17 protein-coding genes are annotated in these 17,674 nt (G+C 71.7%); 8 read left to right on the forward strand and 9 right to left on the reverse strand.

The window, feature by feature from the left end:
* Positions 1 to 6 precede the first annotated feature (6 nt).
* Positions 7 to 1,128 carry a pyridoxal-phosphate dependent enzyme gene (locus O7621_RS18415; protein ID WP_282230404.1) on the reverse strand — a complete coding sequence of 374 codons (1,122 nt, stop codon included), beginning with the start codon at positions 1,126 to 1,128 and terminating at the stop codon, positions 7 to 9.
* 297 nt (positions 1,129 to 1,425) lie between these two features.
* Between O7621_RS18415 and O7621_RS18420 the strand changes: the two genes are divergently transcribed.
* From O7621_RS18420 to O7621_RS18430, 3 genes are read left to right on the forward strand one after another with little or no spacing between them, the layout of a single operon-like run.
* Positions 1,426 to 2,205, forward strand: coding sequence for a methyltransferase domain-containing protein (locus O7621_RS18420; protein ID WP_282230405.1), 780 nt, complete (start codon positions 1,426 to 1,428; stop codon positions 2,203 to 2,205).
* Positions 2,202 to 3,425 (forward strand): ATP-grasp domain-containing protein, encoded by a 1,224-nt coding sequence (locus O7621_RS18425; protein WP_282230406.1) that lies wholly within the window; start codon positions 2,202 to 2,204, stop codon positions 3,423 to 3,425. The genes O7621_RS18420 and O7621_RS18425 overlap by 4 nt, the downstream gene beginning before the upstream one ends.
* A 19-nt stretch (positions 3,426 to 3,444) precedes the next feature.
* Positions 3,445 to 4,203, forward strand: coding sequence for a class I SAM-dependent methyltransferase (locus O7621_RS18430; protein ID WP_282230407.1), 759 nt, complete (start codon positions 3,445 to 3,447; stop codon positions 4,201 to 4,203).
* Here the strand turns inward: O7621_RS18430 and O7621_RS18435 are convergent.
* The 5 genes from O7621_RS18435 to O7621_RS18455 form a co-directional block, all read right to left on the reverse strand.
* Positions 4,173 to 4,991: an ATP-binding cassette domain-containing protein gene (locus tag O7621_RS18435; protein WP_282230408.1), complete on the reverse strand. Its 819-nt coding sequence runs from the start codon at positions 4,989 to 4,991 to the stop codon at positions 4,173 to 4,175. The genes O7621_RS18430 and O7621_RS18435 overlap by 31 nt on opposite strands.
* 3 nt (positions 4,992 to 4,994) lie before the next feature.
* Positions 4,995 to 6,953, reverse strand: coding sequence for a dipeptide/oligopeptide/nickel ABC transporter permease/ATP-binding protein (locus tag O7621_RS18440; protein WP_282230409.1), 1,959 nt, complete (start codon positions 6,951 to 6,953; stop codon positions 4,995 to 4,997).
* A 23-nt stretch (positions 6,954 to 6,976) separates the two neighbouring features.
* Entirely contained in the window at positions 6,977 to 7,942 is a 966-nt protein-coding gene (locus O7621_RS18445; RefSeq protein ID WP_282230410.1) for an ABC transporter permease, read from the reverse strand.
* Positions 7,939 to 9,495, reverse strand: a complete 1,557-nt coding sequence (locus O7621_RS18450; protein ID WP_282230411.1) for an ABC transporter substrate-binding protein — start codon at positions 9,493 to 9,495, stop codon at positions 7,939 to 7,941. The genes O7621_RS18445 and O7621_RS18450 overlap by 4 nt, the downstream gene beginning before the upstream one ends.
* A 170-nt stretch (positions 9,496 to 9,665) precedes the next feature.
* Positions 9,666 to 10,220: a TetR family transcriptional regulator gene (locus O7621_RS18455; RefSeq protein WP_281554515.1), complete on the reverse strand. Its 555-nt coding sequence runs from the start codon at positions 10,218 to 10,220 to the stop codon at positions 9,666 to 9,668.
* Between the two features lie 93 nt (positions 10,221 to 10,313).
* Here O7621_RS18455 and O7621_RS18460 point away from each other — a divergent pair, with 93 nt between their 5' ends.
* The 5 genes from O7621_RS18460 (at position 10,314) to O7621_RS18480 (ending at position 15,443) form a co-directional block, all read left to right on the forward strand.
* The gene (locus O7621_RS18460; RefSeq protein ID WP_282230412.1) at positions 10,314 to 11,192 is read left to right on the forward strand and encodes an oxidoreductase; all 879 of its coding nucleotides are present in this window, start codon (positions 10,314 to 10,316) and stop codon (positions 11,190 to 11,192) included.
* A 52-nt stretch (positions 11,193 to 11,244) separates the two neighbouring features.
* A complete protein-coding gene (locus O7621_RS18465; RefSeq protein ID WP_282230413.1) occupies positions 11,245 to 12,123 on the forward strand; it encodes a maleylpyruvate isomerase N-terminal domain-containing protein in 879 nt (292 codons plus the stop codon).
* Positions 12,124 to 12,188: 65 nt separating this feature from the next.
* Positions 12,189 to 12,626: a helix-turn-helix transcriptional regulator gene (locus O7621_RS18470; protein ID WP_282230414.1), complete on the forward strand. Its 438-nt coding sequence runs from the start codon at positions 12,189 to 12,191 to the stop codon at positions 12,624 to 12,626.
* Between the two features lie 5 nt (positions 12,627 to 12,631).
* Complete coding sequence (locus tag O7621_RS18475) at positions 12,632 to 13,042, forward strand: VOC family protein (RefSeq protein WP_281554519.1); 411 nt, start codon at positions 12,632 to 12,634, stop codon at positions 13,040 to 13,042.
* Between the two features lie 13 nt (positions 13,043 to 13,055).
* A complete protein-coding gene (locus O7621_RS18480; RefSeq protein WP_282230415.1) occupies positions 13,056 to 15,443 on the forward strand; it encodes an excinuclease ABC subunit UvrA in 2,388 nt (795 codons plus the stop codon).
* On the opposite strand, the gene O7621_RS18485 is transcribed toward O7621_RS18480, so the two are convergent.
* The 3 genes from O7621_RS18485 to O7621_RS18495 all read right to left on the reverse strand — a co-directional run bounded on the left by O7621_RS18485 (position 15,428) and on the right by O7621_RS18495 (position 17,641).
* Positions 15,428 to 16,219, reverse strand: a complete 792-nt coding sequence (locus O7621_RS18485) for an urease accessory protein UreD (RefSeq protein ID WP_282230416.1) — start codon at positions 16,217 to 16,219, stop codon at positions 15,428 to 15,430. The two genes, O7621_RS18480 and O7621_RS18485, sit on opposite strands and share 16 nt — an antisense overlap.
* The gene (ureG, locus tag O7621_RS18490) at positions 16,219 to 16,860 is read right to left on the reverse strand and encodes an urease accessory protein UreG (protein ID WP_282234644.1); all 642 of its coding nucleotides are present in this window, start codon (positions 16,858 to 16,860) and stop codon (positions 16,219 to 16,221) included. Before ureG ends, O7621_RS18485 begins: the two co-directional genes overlap by 1 nt.
* A gap of 106 nt (positions 16,861 to 16,966) precedes the next feature.
* Positions 16,967 to 17,641, reverse strand: a complete 675-nt coding sequence (locus O7621_RS18495; protein ID WP_282230417.1) for an urease accessory UreF family protein — start codon at positions 17,639 to 17,641, stop codon at positions 16,967 to 16,969.
* Between the last annotated feature and the right edge of the window lie 33 nt (positions 17,642 to 17,674).

Consider the following 17,674-nt stretch of genomic DNA (forward strand, 5'->3'; position numbering starts at 1 on the left):
CTGCGCTCATCCGGCCGTCGCGGGCCGGTCTGTTGCGGGCCGGTCTGTTCCTGGGCCGCCGGTGACGGCGGCGGGGTGCAGGTCCTGGCCGGCTGACGGCGGATGGGCGCGTCGCGCCCACGGCAAGGTCGACCAGGGCGGGGCCAGCTCGTCGAGAGAGGCAATCTCCACCGGCTCCAACGTCTCCATGTCGAGGGCTTCGCGGTGGCGGGCGAAGACCTTGTCGACGTACCGATGGCCGGTGTCGGCTCCGATCAGCAGATGCACCCGTTCCGGGTGGCGGCGGGCCTCCCACCGCGCTGCGAGGTACGCCGCACCGGTGGAGAGGCCGGCGAAGACCGCATGAGACCGCATCAGCGCGATGGTGCCGGCCATGGCGTGGCGAAAGCCGATCCAGTGCACCTGGTCGTACAGTTCGTGGTGGACGTTGTCGAAAGGGATGGCGCTGCCGATCCCGGCGATGATCGCGTCCGGATCCGGAAACCGTTCACTGCCGAAGCTGACGCTGCCGAACGGTTGGACACCTACGAGCCGGGTCGACGGGTCGTGGGCGCGGATCGGCAGAATCAGTCCGGCGCTGGACGCACCGGTGCCGACGCTGGCGACGAGGGTCAGCGGGACCTGCGGTACGGCGGCCCGGACGAGTGTCGCCAGTTCGGCATAGCCGAGTCGGTGCACCGGGTCGTGGTACTGGCGCATCCAGTGCATGCCGGGGTTGGCGCGCAGGAGCTCCCGTACCCGCGCCACGCGTCGGTGCTGGTCCAGTCGCAGATCGCTCTCGACGGGCATCTGGTGCACGGTGGCGCCGAGGATCTCCAACTGCGACCGGATGGTCGGGGTCACCGTGGTCGAGGCGACGATGTGGCAGCGCAGTCCGTACCGGTGACAGGCCATGGCCAGCGCGAGGGCGTAAATTCCGCTGGAGCTGTCGACGAGGGTGTCGCCGGGGCGGACGGTCCCCGCCGCCAGCAGGGCCCGTACCGCGCCGAGGGCGGCGTAGACCTTCAGGGTCTCGAACCGGGCCAGGATCATGGTGTCCGACAGGCGGATGAGGCTCGGTGTCTTGATGGCGTCGGTGACGTGCAGGTGTACCGGCGGCGGGGGCGTCGACGGGCCCGTGGACGGCATGGGCTGATCGCTCCTCTGATGTTCATCACATTGTCGTCGGGGAATGTGTCTGCTCGGTGTCGAGGCGTTCCGTTGACATGTTGGTCGCTCCGAGTGGTGGATTGGTTCCTGTTGTCGTGCGAATCAGGACGCTGGCAGTCGAGCGCTGGACAATGTCCGACATCGATATAATGATCCAGGATTCATTTGCTTCACCCTGATGTGGAGGTGATCAGTTTTCTTCGGTCGGCGGGGAACTTCCGCACGTCGTTGAGCGACCTGTAAGGCGTCAGTCGTCGCATGAGTTCGGAGCTGCCGATGGAGTGGTTTGCAGACGACGGGTTCTGGGTGGACTTCGCCGGCGCGTTGTTCGCCCCGCACCGTCAGCAGGAGGCCCGGAACTGGGTGGCGACCTCGCCGCTGCTGGAGGTCGCAGCCGGGACCAGAGTGCTGGACCTCGGCTGCGGTCCAGGTACCTACGCCGTGCCGCTCGCCGCACGCGGTGCCCGGGTCACCGGGGTGGACCTGAGCGCGACCATGCTGGACCGAGCCGACCTCGCCGGCGAGCAGGCCGGAGTGACGCTACGTCTGGTCCGCGCCGACATGCGGGAGTTCGTCGAGCGGGACAGCTACGACCTGATCATCAGCATGTACACCTCGTTCGGGTATTTCACCGACCCGGCCCAGAACCAGCTCGTACTGCGCAACGCCTGGCAGAGCCTGGTGCCAGGCGGGCGACTGTTGCTGGATCTGTTCAGCAAGGAGATCTTCGCCCGGTGGGCGGGCACCCCGAAGGTCGTCGAGGTGAGCGGCGGACATCTGGTCATGCGGGACACCATCCTGGACGACTGGACCCGGTTTCGTAGCGACTGGACCCTGATCCGGGGCGACACCGCCCGGCACGCGTACTTCGAACAGTTCGTCTACAGCGCCGCCGAGATCCGCACCATGCTGGACACCGTCGGATTCACCGGCATCACCTGCTTCGGCGGCTTCGCCGGTGAACCGTACGACAATCACGCGCAGCGGCTGATCGTGCAGGCGAGCCGTCCTGCGCAGGCGAGCCGTCCCCGGCAGGCCGAGGAGGCGGGGGCGTGACCATCGTGTCGCTGGAGGCGTTGACGTTCGGCCTCACCCGGCTGCGCGCCGCCGCCGCCGAGTCCGGGCACCGGCTGTGCCTGCTCACCGGGGACCGGTCAATCTACGCGTACGAACTCGACCGGCTCGGACCCGACGACGTGACGGTGATCGACGTCGACACCACCGACGTGGCCGCCTGCGCCGCCGTGCTCGACCGGCTGCCCGACCTCGCCGGGCTGGTCAACTCCACCGACACGTGGATGCTGCCCGGTGCGACGCTGGCGGCCCGGTACGGCCTGGCCACGCTCGGCCCGCAGGTAGCCCACACTCTGCGGGACAAGGCACAGGTCCGTACCCTGCTGCACCGGGCCGGACTCAGCCGCGCCGACGCGCTCCGCGTGGAGCCCACCGGCGAGGCGGTCGCCGGGGCGGTCGCGGCGATCGGCTACCCGGTGATAGTGAAGGACTCGGCGGGCACATCGTCCCGGTCGGTGTGGCTGATCCGCGACGACGCCGAACGCGACCGGACCGCCCGCGAGGTCGCCGAAGCCACCCTGCTGGGTCGACACCTGGTGGTCGAACCGTACTTCCCGGGCCCGGTGTACAGCGCCGAGACCGTCAGCTGGCGTGGGCACACCAGACTGCTCGGGATCGCCGTGCACATCCACACCCCCGAGCCGGTCCGTCGGGAGGAGGCCGTCGCTTTTCCAGTCGCGCTCCCGCCAGCCGAGTCGGAGCGGCTGGCGACCTGGATCGGGGAGGTCCTCGCCGCCGTCGGGTTCACCGACGGCGTGGCACACACCGAGTTCGCCCACACCCCGGCCGGCCCCGAGGTCGTGGAGATCAACGGCCGGATCGCCGGGGCGGTCATCGGGGAGATGATGTGCCGGTCGCTCGGGGTGAACGTGTACGCGGCGGTGACCGACACCGCGCTCGGCCGACGGCCCCGGCTGCTCGACGCACCACTGAGTGCCGACCGTGGCTACGGCATGACGTTCCTGCATCCACCGGCGGCCGGCCGACTCGCCGGCTGGCGCGGACCCGAACGGCTACCGATGTTCCCCGGCGGCCCGGAGTTCTTCCCGACCGCCCAGCCCGGTGACCGGATCGTCCACCTCGCCGACCAACGCGGCTGCACCGCCCTGGTGATGGCCGAAGGGCCCACCGCCGAGATCGGGCTCTACCACGCGCTGGCCGCCGCCGGCACCGTCACCCACGACATGCGACCGCTGCACTGAAGCCTCGGACAGGAGCCTCATGACCACGTACGGACCGGAAACCTACGGTGAGCGCAACGCCGACGTCTACGACGAGTGGCACGCCGACCTCGACCCGACCGATGCCGTCGACTGCCTGGCCGACCTGATCGGGCACGGGCCGGCCGGGCCGGTCCTCGAACTGGCGGTCGGCACCGGCCGGGTCACCGTTCCGTTGGCGGGTCGCGGGATCGATCTGCGGGGCATCGACGCCTCCGAGGCGATGGTGGCCCGGATGCGGGCCAAGCCAGGCGGCGACCGGATTCCCGTCACCATCGGCGACATGGCCGACGTCGATCCCGGCACCGACGACCGGTTCGCCATGGTCTTCGTCGTCTTCACCACCTTCTTCTTCCTGATGACCCAGGAGGAGCAGGTGCGGTGCTTCGCCAACGTCGCCCGACGACTGCTGCCGGGCGGGCTGTTCGTGCTGGAGTGCCTGGTGCCCGACCTCGCCCGCTACCAGCGGCAGCAGAGCGTCGACGCCCACCGTGTCGACCACGACCACGTCCGCCTGGTCGCGGTCCGCCACGACCCCGTAGACCAGCGTTTCGACGGCCAGCACATCCTGATCAGCAACGACGGGATGCGGCTGGCCCCGGTGTCGATGCGCTACGCCTGGCCGTCCGAACTCGACCTGATGGCCCGCCTCGCCGGTCTGCGCCGTCGGCACCGCTGGGGTGGCTGGCGCCGGGAGCCCTACCTCGGCACCGGCACCCACGTCACCGTCTACGACAACCCGGCCGGCTCGGACGCGTGACGTCGTGGCCGGTCGGTGGCGCCGAGGTCGATGGTGGGGGTCGCCGCGAGCAGCGCCCGGGTGTACGGATGGCGCGGGCCGCCGGTGACCTGCCCGGTCGGTCCCTGCTCGACGATGCGGCCGCGCCGCATGACCGCGACGCGGTTGGCGAGTTGCCGGACGACGGCGAGATCGTGGGAGATGAACAGGCAGGCCAGGCCGAGCCGGTCGCGCAGATCGCACAGCAGGTTGAGGATCTTCGCCTGCACCGAGACGTCGAGTGCGGTGACGGGTTCGTCGCACACCAGCAGGCGTGGTCCCAGCGCCAGCGCGCGGGCGATCGCCACCCGCTGCTGCTGACCGCCGGACAGCTGCCGGGGCCGGTGTCCGCCGACCCCGGGGCCGAGCCCGACGAGGTCGAGCACCTCCTCCACCCGTGCGGCGCGGGACCGGCCGTCGCCGATCCGGTGGATGCGCAGCGGCTCGGCGACGGCCTGGCGCACCGTCTGGACAGGGCTAAGGGTCAGGTACGGGTCCTGAAACACCATCTGGACCTGTCGTCGGTGTGCCCGCAGCGCGCGACCGCGCAGGGCGTGGATGTCGACACCCTCGAACCGCACCGAGCCGACCCGGGGCCGGTGCAGTCCGGTGGCCACGCGGGCGAGAGTTGTCTTGCCGCAGCCCGACTCGCCGACGAGCCCGACGATCTCACCGGCGGCGACCCGGAGCGTGACGTCCTCGACCACACTGAGCCGGCCCCGGCCGTGCCGCCGGGGGTGGTCGGCGGTGAGCTGTTCGATCTCCAGCATCGGTCAGTCTCCGTCCAGGTCACCGATTGCCACGCGCCGCAGCGACGCGTCGGCCGTCCGGGTCGGCGGGCACGCCGACCGGTGCGCCGGGTCCGGTCCCACCGCCAACAGCACGGGCTGCTCGTGCCCGCATCCGGCTACGGCGATCGGACACCGGGGAGCGAACGCGCAACCTGACGTGTCGTCCGGCCCGGCACCGGAGCGTCCCGCCATGGTGCGGAACCGGGTGCCCGGCGCCGCACCGGGACGCGGCACGGCGTCGAGCAGACCCCGGGTGTACGGATGGTCGGGATGACGGACCACGGAGTCGAGCGGCCCGTACTCCACGATCCGGCCGGCGTACATCACGGCCACGGCGTCGGCCAGCCGGGTGACCACCGCCAGATCGTGGCTGACGACGACCATGGCCATACGCAGCTCGTCGCGGAGCTGCCCGAGCAGGTCGAGTAGGCGCGCCTGGACGGTGACGTCGAGCGCGGAGGTTGGTTCGTCGGCGACGAGCAGCTCCGGCTCACCGGCGATCGCGACGGCGATCTGGACCCGTTGCCGCATCCCGCCGGAGAGCTGGTGAGGATACTGGCCGGCGACCGCCGTGGGGTCGGGCAGACCAGCCAGACGCAGCAGGTCCTCGCTGACTCGGCGGACCGCCGCCCGCCGGCCCCGGCCGCCCGCGTTGCGGACCGCCTCGTCGACGTGCGCGCCGATGCTGCGCAGCGGATCGAACACGGCGAGACTGTCCTGGAACACCACCCCGACCCGGCGGCCGTTGACCCGGCGGCGTTGCAGGAGGGCGAGTCCGACGAGCTCACGTGCCGTTGGCCCGGTCCGCAGCTGCGCAGAACCGGAGACTAGCGCGCTCGGGTCCAGCAGCCCGAAGGGCGCCAACGCGGAGGTGGTCTTGCCGCTGCCGGACTCGCCGACGATCGCCAGCGTCTCGCCACGGCGTACCGCGTAGGAGACGTCGGCGACGGCGCGCCGGAAGCCGCCGGCACGTGGATAGGCTACGGACAGGTTCCGCACCCGCAGCAGTACGTCGTCGTCGGCAGCGGCCCTCGACGTGACGGTGGCCGTGGCCTCCGTGCTGCCGGTTGCGGGCACCCCGGGCCCCGGCCGCCTGGGTCGCGGCACCCGCAGCCGGGCCGGAAGTATCCAACGCAGCACCGACGGGCGCTCGTCGCCGACCGCCAGCCGTTCGCCGAGCAGGTTGCTCGCGAACACGACGGCGGTGATCGCGATGCCGGGCGGGTAGGCCAGCCACCAGGCGGAGGCAAGGTAGGCGCGCCCTTCGATGAGCATCTGTCCCCACTCCGCCTGCGGTGGTGGGATGCCGAGGCCGAGAAAGCTCAGCGTGGCGACGCCGAGCACGATGGAGCCGACGTCGGTGCTGGCATAGACCAGGCACGGGGCGAGGGCGCGCGGCAGCAGATGACGGCCGATGACGCGCACCGGGCCGGCGCCGAGCAGCCGCAGCGCGTCCAGGTGCGGACTGGCCCGCAGACCCGCGACGCGGGCGCGGGCGATCCGCGCGTACGGGGCCCACGTCCACAGCGACATCGCGACGACAAGATTCCCCACACCGGGGCCACGTATGCCGATGACCGCCAGCGCCACCAGCATTCCCGGTAGCGAGACCGCCATGTCGACGACCCGGGCGACGATTCGGTCGACCCAGCCACCCAGGTATCCGGCGACAGCGCCGGCGAGCACCCCGATGGTCACCGAGACCAGCAGGACCGCCGCCGTGACGGCGAGTGAGATTCGCGCACCGTGCAGGAGCCGGCTGAGCTGGTCACGGCCCAGCTGGTCGGTGCCGAGCAGATGGTCCGCCGACGGCGGCAGCAGACCGGCCGACAGATCGTTGGCCGCCGGGTCGGCCGGCGCCAGCACCGGTGCGAGCAGCCCCACGATCGCGAACCCGGCCAACGGCAGGCCGACCAGCGCCGTCCGTACCGGGGCGGGCATCGTCCACTTTCCATGTCCGGCCGTCATCCGACCCCCGACCGGGCCCGGGGATCGACGAGGACCTGCACGACGTCGGCGAGCCGGTTGGCCAGGATGAAGCCGCCGCCGAGCACGAGCGCGCTGGCCTGCAGGGCCGGCACGTCACGGGCGGCGGCGGCGTGGACGAAGTACGCCCCGAGACCGGGCCAGCCGAAGATCTGTTCCACCACGACCGTGCCAACCAGCAGACCGCCGATGATCACCCCGGTTACGGACAGGATCGGCCCGGCCGCGTTCGGCAGACCGTCGCGGAGCACGATCGACATCGGCCCGCTGCCCCGGGCCAGCGCCGCCAGGACGTACGGCCGGTCGATCGCTTCCCGTAACGTGACCGCCACCACCCGGCTGAGCACTCCGGCCGCCGGCAGCCCGAGCACCGCCATCGGCATCACCCAGGTGGCGGGACCGGCCATGCCTGACGTCGGCACCAGTTGCCACCGTAGAGCCAGCAGCAGAACCAGGAGGTAGCTCAGCCAGAACGCCGGCACCGACGTCGCCAGCAGCGCCCCGATCCGCAGTACCCCACGCAGCGGTCCCCGCCCGGCCACCGCCCCGGCGACGCCGACGGTCATCCCCACCACCACGGCCACCACGACCGATCCCGCCACCAGCCCCGCCGTCACGGCCAGCCGGTCGGCGACCTCGGGGCCGATCGGCAGGTTCGTCCGCAGCGACAGTCCGAAGTCGCCTGTGGCGGCGTCGGCCAGCCACCGTAGGTACCGCACCGGGGCGGGAGCGTCCAGCCCAAGTTCGGAGCGGACGGCCTCGACCTGCTCCGGAGTCGCCGGCCGGCCGGCCCGGGTGGCTGCCAGCACCGCGGCGGGATCGCCGCGGGCCAGCAGCACCAGCGCGAACGTTCCGGCTGACAGCGCGAGCAGCACGCCGACGGTGTCGACGGTCCACCGTACGAGGTGGCCGCCGACGGTCCGTGGCCGCCCGGATCCGCTCACCCGACGGTGACTCCGGTCAGTTCCAGATCCACGTCGGTGGGCGGCACCGCGAAGCCGTTCACCCCGTCGCGCACCGCCCACAGTCGGGGCCGGTACACCAACGGGACGAACCCGTTGTCGGCGGCCACCGCCTCGTAGAGGTCCTGGTAGGCCTTGTCGCGGTCGGCGGGGTCGGTGGCGAACAACGCCTTGTCGACCAGGTCCTCGGTGGTCGGCGTCACCCACAGCGGCGCCCGGGCCCCGTCGGTGAACAGGGACACGATCGAGCTGGATGGGTCGTACGGGGCGCCGAGGGTTTCGAAGAAGGTCAGGTCGTACCTGCCCTCGGCCCGTTCGTCGTAGTAGGCGGCGGCGTCGACCGGGACCAGTTCCACGCCGATCCCCACCTCCTGCAGAGCGGCGGCGATCGCGGCGGCCATGGTGCGCGGATCGAGTTGCCCCTCGGCCGGTGCGGCCGGGATGAGCAGCCGCAACGACAGCGGCTCGCCGTCGCGGGTCCGGATCTCCCCTTCGCGGAGGTAGCCTGCGGTGTCTAGCACCCGCCCTGCGGCGGCCCGGTCGAAGCCGACCGGCAGATCGGTACCGGAGTCCGGCACGCTCGGCGGGAACACCCGACGGGCCGGTTCCGCTTGGCCCAGGAACAACGCCGTCGCTAGCGCCTCGGTGTCGATCGCCCGGCCGACGGCCTCTCGGACCGCCCGGTCGCCGGCGGGGCCGTCGGGGTTGAACCCGAGCAGGATCGAGACGTCCGCCGCGCCGGTGATCAGCCGTACGCCGGCGCGATCGCGCAAGGACTGCGCCTCCACCGGCGTGATCGGGGCCAGGTAGGCGCCGCCGATCAGATCGATCTCGCCGTTGGTGAGTGCGTCGACGCGGGCCTGCGAATCCGGGATCACCTTGAACTCGAGCCGTTCCAGACTGGGCTTCGGCCCCCAGTAGTCGTCGTTGCGCTCCAGCACGGTGCCGGTGGCGCCGTTGGAGACCAGCTTCCACGCCCCGGTGCCCACCGGGTCCTGGAAGGTGCCGTCGGCGTCGGCGGACTCCGGGCTGAGCAGCCGGACAGGACGGACGATCGACAACTCCTGTAGCAGCGGTTCGTACGGTTCGGACAGGGTGAGCACGACCGTGTCCGGATCCGGGGCGTCCACAGCGGAGACGACCTGCGAGGCCCGGAAGAACGAGAAGCGTTCGTTGCCCACCCACCGGTCGAAGTTCCACTTGACGGCCATGGCGTCGACCGGCGTCCCGTCGGTGAAGTGCACGTCGTCGCGTAGGTCGAAACTCACCTGTCGTCCGTCCGGTGCCACCGTCCAGGACTCGGCCAGGCCCGGCTCCAGTTGCCCGTCCTCGCCGTAGCTGACCAGTGGCTCGTAGATGGCGTCGAGGAGCAGGAAGTTGCCGGTGAACGCGTGCGGGTCCAGTGCGCCCGACTCGGTGCCCAACCCGATCCGCAACGTCGTCGAGGTGGCGCCACCACCGGAGTCAGCGCTGCAGGCTGTGGTGAGTCCGATCGACGCGGCGAGGACGGCGGCAAGCATGCGGGGTCGCGGCACGGAGCACTCCAGATAGACGTCAGTCAATAATATGTCCCGGGGTCCGATAGGAGTAGTCGGTGCAACGGCGTCGCTGGTTCCCGGCACAACCGTTTCGATGTCGCGGACCGGCGGCGCGCCGGACCCGGGTCGCCGGGATCTACGGTCGCGGGCGGAGTGACGAGCTGGCTCTACGGGCGCGGGCCGGGGGTGACGAGCCGGCGTACGGCGGTGGTCACGCTGGCCCGGCGCGCGGCCACCGACGTCGGCGCCGGATCGTCGTAGGCCCGGGCGACGGCGAGAACGACGGCGAGCAGTTCGGCGGGCGGGAGCGTGTCGTCGACCAGGCCGGCGGCCTGGGCCTCGGCCAGGGCGGCCAGTTTCCGTCGGGTCGTGTGGTGGTTCTGCTCCATCCGGGCGAGCTCGCCGGGCCGTTCGAGGGTGTGCCACTGCAGCAGTCGGAGCAGGTCCGGGTGCGTGACGCCGAAGTCGAACATCGCGGTGGCGTAGCCGGGTATGTCGTCTGCGTCGAAGGGCACCGCTTCCATGAAGCGCTCCAGGTGGGTGGCGAGGGTGGTGTCGAAGAGCCGTTCCTTGCTGCCGAAGTACGCGTAGATCAGCTGCTTGTTGGCGCCGGCGCGCTCGGCTACCCGGTCGACCCGGGCGCCGGCCAGGCCGTGGGCGGCGAACTCGACGGTGGCGGCGTCGAGGATCCGGTGCTTGGTTGCGGTGGAGTCGCGGACCATGCCGCCAGCCTACCCAAAACCAACTGGTTGGTTGACAACTGCGCGGGTAGCGCCGATGATGTAACTATCTAGTTGGTTACCAAGGGAGAGATCATGAGCGACAAGGTCGCCGTCGTCACCGGCGCCTCCTCCGGCATCGGCGAGGCCACCGCCCGCAAGCTGCGCGCCATGGGCTACCACGTCTACGCCGTCGCCCGCCGGCTCGACCGGATCACCCCGTTGGCCGACGTCGGCATCCGGCCCGTGCGGGCCGACATCACCGACGACGCCGCGCTGGTCGACCTCGTCAAACAGGTACTGGCCGAATCCGGGCGGGTCGACGTGCTGGTCAACAACGCCGGGTACGGTTCGTTCGGCGCGGTCGAGGACGTGCCCTTGGACGAGGCCCGCCGCCAGTTCGACGTCAACGTGTTCGGCCTGGCCCGGCTGACGCAACTCGTGCTGCCGCAGATGCGCCGGCAGGGCAGTGGACGCATCGTCAACATCTCGTCAATCGGTGGGAAGATCCACGAACCGCTCGGCGGCTGGTACCACGCCACCAAGTTCGCCGTCGAAGGGCTCAGCGACTCGATGCGGATGGAGCTCGCTCCGCTCGGCATCGACGTGGTCGTCATCCAGCCCGGCGCGATCGCCACCGAGTGGCCCGCCATCGCCGGCCAGCATCTCCTCGCCACCTCGGGTCGCGGCCCGTACGCCGACCAGGCGGCACTTGGCGCGGCCATCCTCGCGGTCGAGGACGGCCCGGCGTCGCCGCCCTCGGTGGTCGCCGACGCCGTCGCCAGAGCGGTGCGCGCCCGCCGGCCACGGACCCGCTACCCCGTCGGCCGGGCCGCCCGGGTGATCCTGGCGGCCCGGCGGATTCTGCCCGACCGTGTCTTCGACCGCTTCGTCCGTACCATGCTGCGCACCCTCGCCCGTGTCGTCGCCAGGCGCGACACCGGCCAGGGTCGGCTCATCGGAAATCGCGCATGAAACGCGCAACGTCAAGGAACACTGTCGACGCAGCCGGTGCCACGATCACCGGATGAGTTTCGTTGTACCCGTTGACCGCTGGACCCTGGCCCGTACGGCGTTGAGTGTCCTCACCGACCGATTCCAATCACTGCTGACAGTCGACAGTCAGCCGAAGGCGATGGCGACCCGCGACTGGACGGTGTCGGACACCGCCGCGCACGTGGTGAGCATCGCGATGCTGTACGTCACCCTCGTCGAGGGTGACGAGCCGCCGCTGCAGATCCCCGACATCCGCGCGGCCCTGTCCGCCGCGAACGTCGACACCGTCGCCGACGTCAACGACCATGTGCTGCGGCACTTCACCGAACGCGACCCGGCTCGCCTCGCCGAACTGCTCGGCGAGGCGACCGACGCGATCCTCGCGGCGACCGCCCAGCTGCCGCCGGAAAGGACCGTCCAGTGGCTGGGTGACGCGCGGGTGCCGATCGCCGGCATGGTGGCGCACCTGGTCAACGAGCTGCTGGTGCACGGCTGGGACATCGCTCGGGTGTTGCGCCGCCCCTGGTCGATGCCCGACGACTACGCGTCGCTGTACTTCGACCAGTTCTTCCTCGGGATGCTGCACCACGACTACGGCGTCCTGCTGGACACCTCGCGGGCAATGCCGAAACGGCCGATCGCGGTGCAGTTCAGTTCCGCGTACACCCCGACCGCAACCGTCGTGCTCGGTGACGGACGGATCCGGCTCGCCCCACCGGACGACCCGGTCGACGTCCGGCTGCGGTTCCGTCCGGCCCGGTTCAACCTGATGCTCTTCGGCCGGACCGGCACCGCCGTGGCCGCGATGCGTCGCGACGTCGTCGTCGGAGGGCCGCGACCGTGGCGCCTGCCCGCCTTCCTACGTGTCGTTCACATGCCGAACGCGCGCTACGCTCCCGCCGCACCGTAGGTTTGGCCCCGCCGGGCGGGAGTTTGTCGGCGGGGTGTGGCAGCATCGCGCAGGTGACCGGCAGCGTGAGGCATGAGCAGCACCTGGGCGACCTGGCGCGGCTGCGCCGGGTGCGCGACCGGATCGACCGGGAGTACGCCCGGCCACTCGACGTCGAGGCCCTGGCCCGTGGCGTGCACATGTCGGCCGGGCACCTCAGCCGCGAGTTCCGGCGTGCCTACGGCGAGTCGCCGTACGCGTACCTGATGACCCGGCGCATCGAACGCGCGATGGCGCTGCTGCGCCGGGGCAACCTGAGCGTCACCGACGTCTGTTTCGCGGTCGGCTGTTCCTCGTTGGGCACCTTCAGCACCCGGTTCACCGAGCTGGTCGGCGTCCCGCCCAGCGTGTACCGGCGCCGGGCCGGCTCCGCCCGCCCGGAGATGCCCGCCTGCCTGGCAAAACAGGTAACCAGACCGATCAGGAATCGAGAAGCGCGGGCTCCGGCGGCGCAACTAGCGTGACCGGCATGGACATCACGATTCACTCCAGCTTCCTGCCGCACGCCGACGCCGACGCCGCGCTGGCCTTCTGGCGCGACCTGCTCGGCTTCGAGCTGCGCCTGGACGTCGGCTACGACGGGATGCGCTGGCTCACCGTCGGCCCGGTCGACCAGCCCGGCACCGCCATCGTGCTGCACCCGCCGGGTGTCGACCCCGGCATCACCGACGACGAGCGCCGTACCATCACCGAGATGATGGCCAAGGGCACCTACGCCGGCATCCTGTTGGCCACCAGCGACCTCGACGGGGTCTTCGAGCGGCTGCAGGCCGGCGACGCGGACATCGTCCAGGAGCCGACCGAGCAGCCGTACGGGGTCCGCGACTGTGCCGTGCGTGACCCCGCCGGCAACCTGATCCGCATCCAGCAGACTCGATAGGTAGGGATTCTCGATGAGCAGGGCCACCGCCTCGGGGGAGCGGCCGTCCACCCCGCACCCCGCCGACAGTCACGACCTGATCCGGGTGCACGGCGCGCGGGTCAACAACCTCAAGGACGTCAGCGTCGAGATCCCGAAACGCCGGCTGACGGTGTTCACCGGGGTCTCCGGCTCGGGCAAGAGTTCGCTGGTGTTCGGCACGGTCGCCGCCGAGTCGCAGCGCCTGATCAACGAGACGTACAGCGCATTCGTACAGGGGTTCATGCCGACGCTGGCCCGGCCCGAGGTCGACGTGCTCGACGGGCTGACCACGGCGATCATCGTCGACCAGGAGCGGATGGGCGGCGATCCGCGGTCCACGGTCGGCACTGCCACCGACGCCAACGCGATGCTGCGGATCCTGTTCAGCCGGCTCGGTCAGCCGTACGTCGGTCCGCCCAACGCGTTCTCCTTCAACCTGGCGTCGGTGCGGGCCAGCGGGGCGATCACCGTCGAACGCGGCGCCAGCAAGACCACGAAGCAGACCTTCACCCGGCTGGGCGGGATGTGCCCGCGCTGCGAGGGCCGGGGATCGGTCACCGACTTCGACCTGACCGCGCTGTACGACGACAGCAAGTCGCTCAACGAGGGCGCGTTGACCATCCCCGGCTACAGCGTCGACGGCTGGTACGGGCGCATCTTCAGCGGCTGCGGCTTCTTCGACCCGGACAAACCGATCCGCAGGTTCACCAGGTCGCAGCTGCACGACCTGCTGTACAAGGAGCCGACCCGGATCAAGGTCGACAACATCAACGTGACGTACGAGGGCCTGATCCCGCGGATTCAGAAGTCGTTCCTGGCCAAGGACGTCGACGCGATGCAGCCGCACATCCGGGCGTTCGTGCAGCGGGCGATCACCTTCACCACCTGCCCGGACTGCGCCGGCACCCGGCTGAACGAGGCGGCCCGGTCGTCGAAGATCAACGGGATCAACATCGCCGACGCGTGCGCGATGCAGATCAGCGACCTCGCCGAGTGGGTCCAGTCGTTGGCCGAGCCGTCGGTGGCTCCGCTGCTGACCGCGCTGCGGCACACCCTCGACTCGTTCGTCGAGATCGGCCTCGGCTACCTCTCCCTGGACCGCCCGGCGGGCACCCTGTCCGGCGGCGAGGCGCAGCGCACCAAGATGATCCGGCACCTCGGGTCGTCACTGACCGACGTCACCTACGTCTTCGACGAGCCGACCATCGGGCTGCACCCGCACGACATCGCCCGGATGAACAACCTGCTGCTGCGGCTGCGGGACAAGGGCAACACGGTGCTGGTCGTCGAGCACAAGCCGGAGACGATCGCAATCGCCGACCACGTCGTCGACCTCGGCCCCGGTGCCGGCACCGCCGGCGGCGAGGTGATGTTCGAAGGCACCGTGGACGGGCTGCGGGCCAGCGTCACCGTCACCGGCCGGCACCTCGACGACCGGGCCAGTCTGAAGAAGACAGTCCGCGAGCCCACCGGCGCGCTGGAGATCCGGGGCGCGAACGCCAACAACCTGCGCGACGTCGACGTCGACATCCCGCTCGGCGTGCTGGTCGTGGTGACCGGGGTCGCCGGCTCCGGCAAGAGTTCGCTGCTGCACGGGTCGATCCCGGCCGACGCGGGGGCGGTGTCGATCGACCAGACCGGCATCCGAGGCTCTCGGCGCAGCAACCCGGCGACGTACACCGGGCTGCTAGACCCGATCCGCAAGGCGTTCGCGAAGGCCAACGGGGTCAAGCCGGCGCTGTTCAGCGCCAACTCCGAGGGCGCCTGCCCGACCTGCAACGGTGCCGGGGTCATCTACACCGACCTGGCGATGATGGCCGGCGTCGCCACCGTCTGCGAGGACTGCCAGGGCCGGCGGTTCCAGGCGGCGGTGCTGGAGTACCAGCTCGGCGGCCGGGACATCAGCGAGGTGCTGGCGATGTCGGTGGCCGAGGCTGAGGAGTTCTTCGCGTCCGGCGACGCCCGCACCCCGGCCGCGCACGCCGTCCTGCGTCGGCTCGCCGACGTCGGGCTCGGCTACCTCACCCTCGGCCAGCCGCTCACCACCCTGTCCGGCGGCGAGCGGCAGCGGCTGAAACTGGCCACCCACATGGCGGAGAAGGGCGGCGTCTACGTTCTCGACGAGCCGACCACCGGCCTGCACCTGGCCGACGTCGAGCAGTTGCTCGGCCTGCTCGACCGGCTGGTCGACGCCGGCAAGTCGGTGATCGTCATCGAGCACCACCAGGCGGTCATGGCACACGCCGACTGGATCATCGATCTGGGGCCGGGTGCCGGTCACGACGGTGGTCGGATCGTCTTCGAGGGCACCCCGGCCGATCTGGTCGCGGCCCGTTCGACGCTGACCGGCGAGCACCTCGCCGCCTACGTCGGCGGCTGAGCCCCGGCCCGGTCCGGTTCGGCTCGGTCGGGTTCGGCCCGGTCGAGTTCGGCGCGGACGCCGCGGGCGGTCGGGCCGGTCGCGGTGACCAGCACCGCCGGCCCGCCGGCCAGCGGCAGCCGGGCCGCGCCGGGGCCGAGCGGGCCGGCCGCCGGGGGCCCACCGGCTGCCCACTCCGGCCGGACCACCAGCACCGAACCGGTCGCCTTCGCCCCGGCGAGCACCGCCGGCCCGGCCCAGCCGTCGGCGCGCGGCCCCACCGCCAGGTCGGTACGCAGCACCGTGCGGCCCGCGTACCGGACGGTGGTGTCGATCCGGGCGTCGCCGGACGGCTCACCGTCGCGCCCGCAGACCAGCTCCTCCCGCCACACCACGGCCGCGCCGTCGGCCAGCTCCACCACCGACCGGGACAGGTGGTGGCAGCCGGCGGCGGCGATCAACGGCTCCGGCAGCCAGCGCAGCTCGCCGCCGGTCGCAACCCGGACCAGCATCTGCAGCGTCGACCGGCGGCCGTCAGGTCCGGGCAACGCCAGCGACGCCGCGACGGTACGCAGACACACCCGCGCCCCCGGCCCGACCTCGACGTCCAGCCGCAGGTCGTCGCCGCCGAGCGGGCCGGCCGCCGCGCCGACCAGGTGCACCTGGACTTCGCCGCCGTCGGCGGCCGCTGCCGGGCCGGTGCGGCGCAGCACCAGCGGCGGCTCGCCGCGCAGGCAGACCAGCTGGGTCCGCCCGGCGGCGTCGACCTCGGCGACCAGCCGGGCGTGGGCCCGCATCAGCCGGCGACCTCCGCCGGTGTCTGGGCGCGGGCCCGGAGCAACCCCCGGATCCAGTCGGCCACCGGCGTCGCCGTGCGGTCCTGCACCAGCGACAGGAACACCGTCGGCAGCTCGCCCCGGCGGGCGGCGGCGTCGCGCTCCATCACCGACAGGTCGGCGTTGACCAGCGGCGCCAGGTCCGTCTTGTTGATCACCAGCAGGTCGGCGGTGCTCACCCCCGGCCCGCCCTTACGCGGCACCTTGTCGCCGCCGGCCACGTCGACCACGAAGATCTGCTGGTCGATCAGGCCCCGGCTGAACGTGGCGGTCAGGTTGTCCCCGCCGCTCTCGACCAGCACCAGATCAAGGGTGCCCAACTGGTCGGACAGGTCCTCGATGGCGTCCAGGTTGGCGGAGATGTCGTCGCGGATCGCGGTGTGCGGGCAGCAGCCGGTCTCCACCGCCCGGACCCGCTCCGCCGGCAGTACGCCGTTGCGCAGCAGGAAGTCGGCGTCCTCGGTGGTGTAGATGTCGTTGGTGACCACGGCCAGCCGCAGTTCGTCGGCGAGCGCCCGGCACAGCGCGGCGACCAGCGCGGTCTTGCCGGAGCCGACCGGCCCGCCGATGCCGATCCGCAGCGCGGGGAAGCCGTCCGGCAGCCGGGGCGGGTGCGGGTCGACCCCTGGATCGGGATGGGTGTGCGGCACCTCCCCGTCGGTGTGCGTGTGCGGTTCGGCGGACCCGCCGTGGACGTGGGTGTTTGGTTCAGGACGCAAAGAGACGCACCTCCCAGGTGGCGTGGTGTTCGGCGTCGACCTCCGGGATGGGGGCCGAGCCGGCGGGCAGGTCGTCGACCGGCCGGTCGGCCAGGGCGGCCGCCCCGGCGGCGACCGCGTCGATGTCCGGCGCGAGCCGGGCCAGCAGGCCGTGCACCGCGTACGGGTCGAGGCCGAGCAGCCGCACGGCGGCGCTGGCCGGTCCGGTGACGGTGGTGTACGCGGCGGCCAGCGCCGCCTCGGCCGGACCGAGGCCGGCGGCGGCGGCGACCACGCCGAGCGCGACCGGCTGGTGCCGGTCCCGGGGCCCGCCCGCCGGCAGCGCCCAGATGCCCCGTCCGGCACGCAGCAACGCCCGGCCCTGTGCCCGCGACGCGCGGCGCAGCGCGGGCGACGGGGTGCGCGCGTCGATACCGTCGTCGAGCGCGTCCAGCCGGCCAGGGCCGGCCCCGTCGGCGGTCGCGGCTGTTGCAGCCGCAGCGGCCGCGAACGCGGCGGCGGTACGCCCACCGGTGGTGAGCCGGCCGGTCAGGTACGCCGCCACGCCGGCCAGGTCACCGACCCGGCCGGCGACGACGGCCGCCTCCAGCCCGCTTGAGTGGGCATGCCCGCCGGCCGGCAACCGGCCGTCGGCCAGCACCAGCAGCGTGGCGAGCCCGCTCATCGGCGGGTCCGGGCGTGACACATCGTCATCATC

The sequence above is a fragment of the Solwaraspora sp. WMMD937 genome (assembly GCF_029581175.1).
GTDB lineage: Bacteria > Actinomycetota > Actinomycetes > Mycobacteriales > Micromonosporaceae > Micromonospora_E.

Bases quoted from the DNA above. Each gene is read 5' to 3' on its own strand.
- O7621_RS18495 (WP_282230417.1), bottom strand. From the start codon at position 17,641: ATGAGCGGGCTCGCCACGCTGCTGGTGCTGGCCGACGGCCGGTTGCCG.
- O7621_RS18465 (WP_282230413.1), top strand. From the start codon at position 11,245: ATGAGTTTCGTTGTACCCGTTGACCGCTGGACCCTGGCCCGTACGGCG.
- O7621_RS18480 (WP_282230415.1), top strand. From the start codon at position 13,056: ATGAGCAGGGCCACCGCCTCGGGGGAGCGGCCGTCCACCCCGCACCCC.
- O7621_RS18485 (WP_282230416.1), bottom strand. From the start codon at position 16,219: ATGCGGGCCCACGCCCGGCTGGTCGCCGAGGTCGACGCCGCCGGGCGG.
- O7621_RS18455 (WP_281554515.1), bottom strand. From the start codon at position 10,220: ATGGTCCGCGACTCCACCGCAACCAAGCACCGGATCCTCGACGCCGCC.
- O7621_RS18435 (WP_282230408.1), bottom strand. From the start codon at position 4,991: ATGCTGGAGATCGAACAGCTCACCGCCGACCACCCCCGGCGGCACGGC.
- O7621_RS18420 (WP_282230405.1), top strand. From the start codon at position 1,426: ATGGAGTGGTTTGCAGACGACGGGTTCTGGGTGGACTTCGCCGGCGCG.
- O7621_RS18475 (WP_281554519.1), top strand. From the start codon at position 12,632: ATGGACATCACGATTCACTCCAGCTTCCTGCCGCACGCCGACGCCGAC.
- O7621_RS18415 (WP_282230404.1), bottom strand. From the start codon at position 1,128: ATGCCGTCCACGGGCCCGTCGACGCCCCCGCCGCCGGTACACCTGCAC.
- O7621_RS18430 (WP_282230407.1), top strand. From the start codon at position 3,445: ATGACCACGTACGGACCGGAAACCTACGGTGAGCGCAACGCCGACGTC.
- O7621_RS18440 (WP_282230409.1), bottom strand. From the start codon at position 6,953: ATGCCCGCCCCGGTACGGACGGCGCTGGTCGGCCTGCCGTTGGCCGGG.
- O7621_RS18460 (WP_282230412.1), top strand. From the start codon at position 10,314: ATGAGCGACAAGGTCGCCGTCGTCACCGGCGCCTCCTCCGGCATCGGC.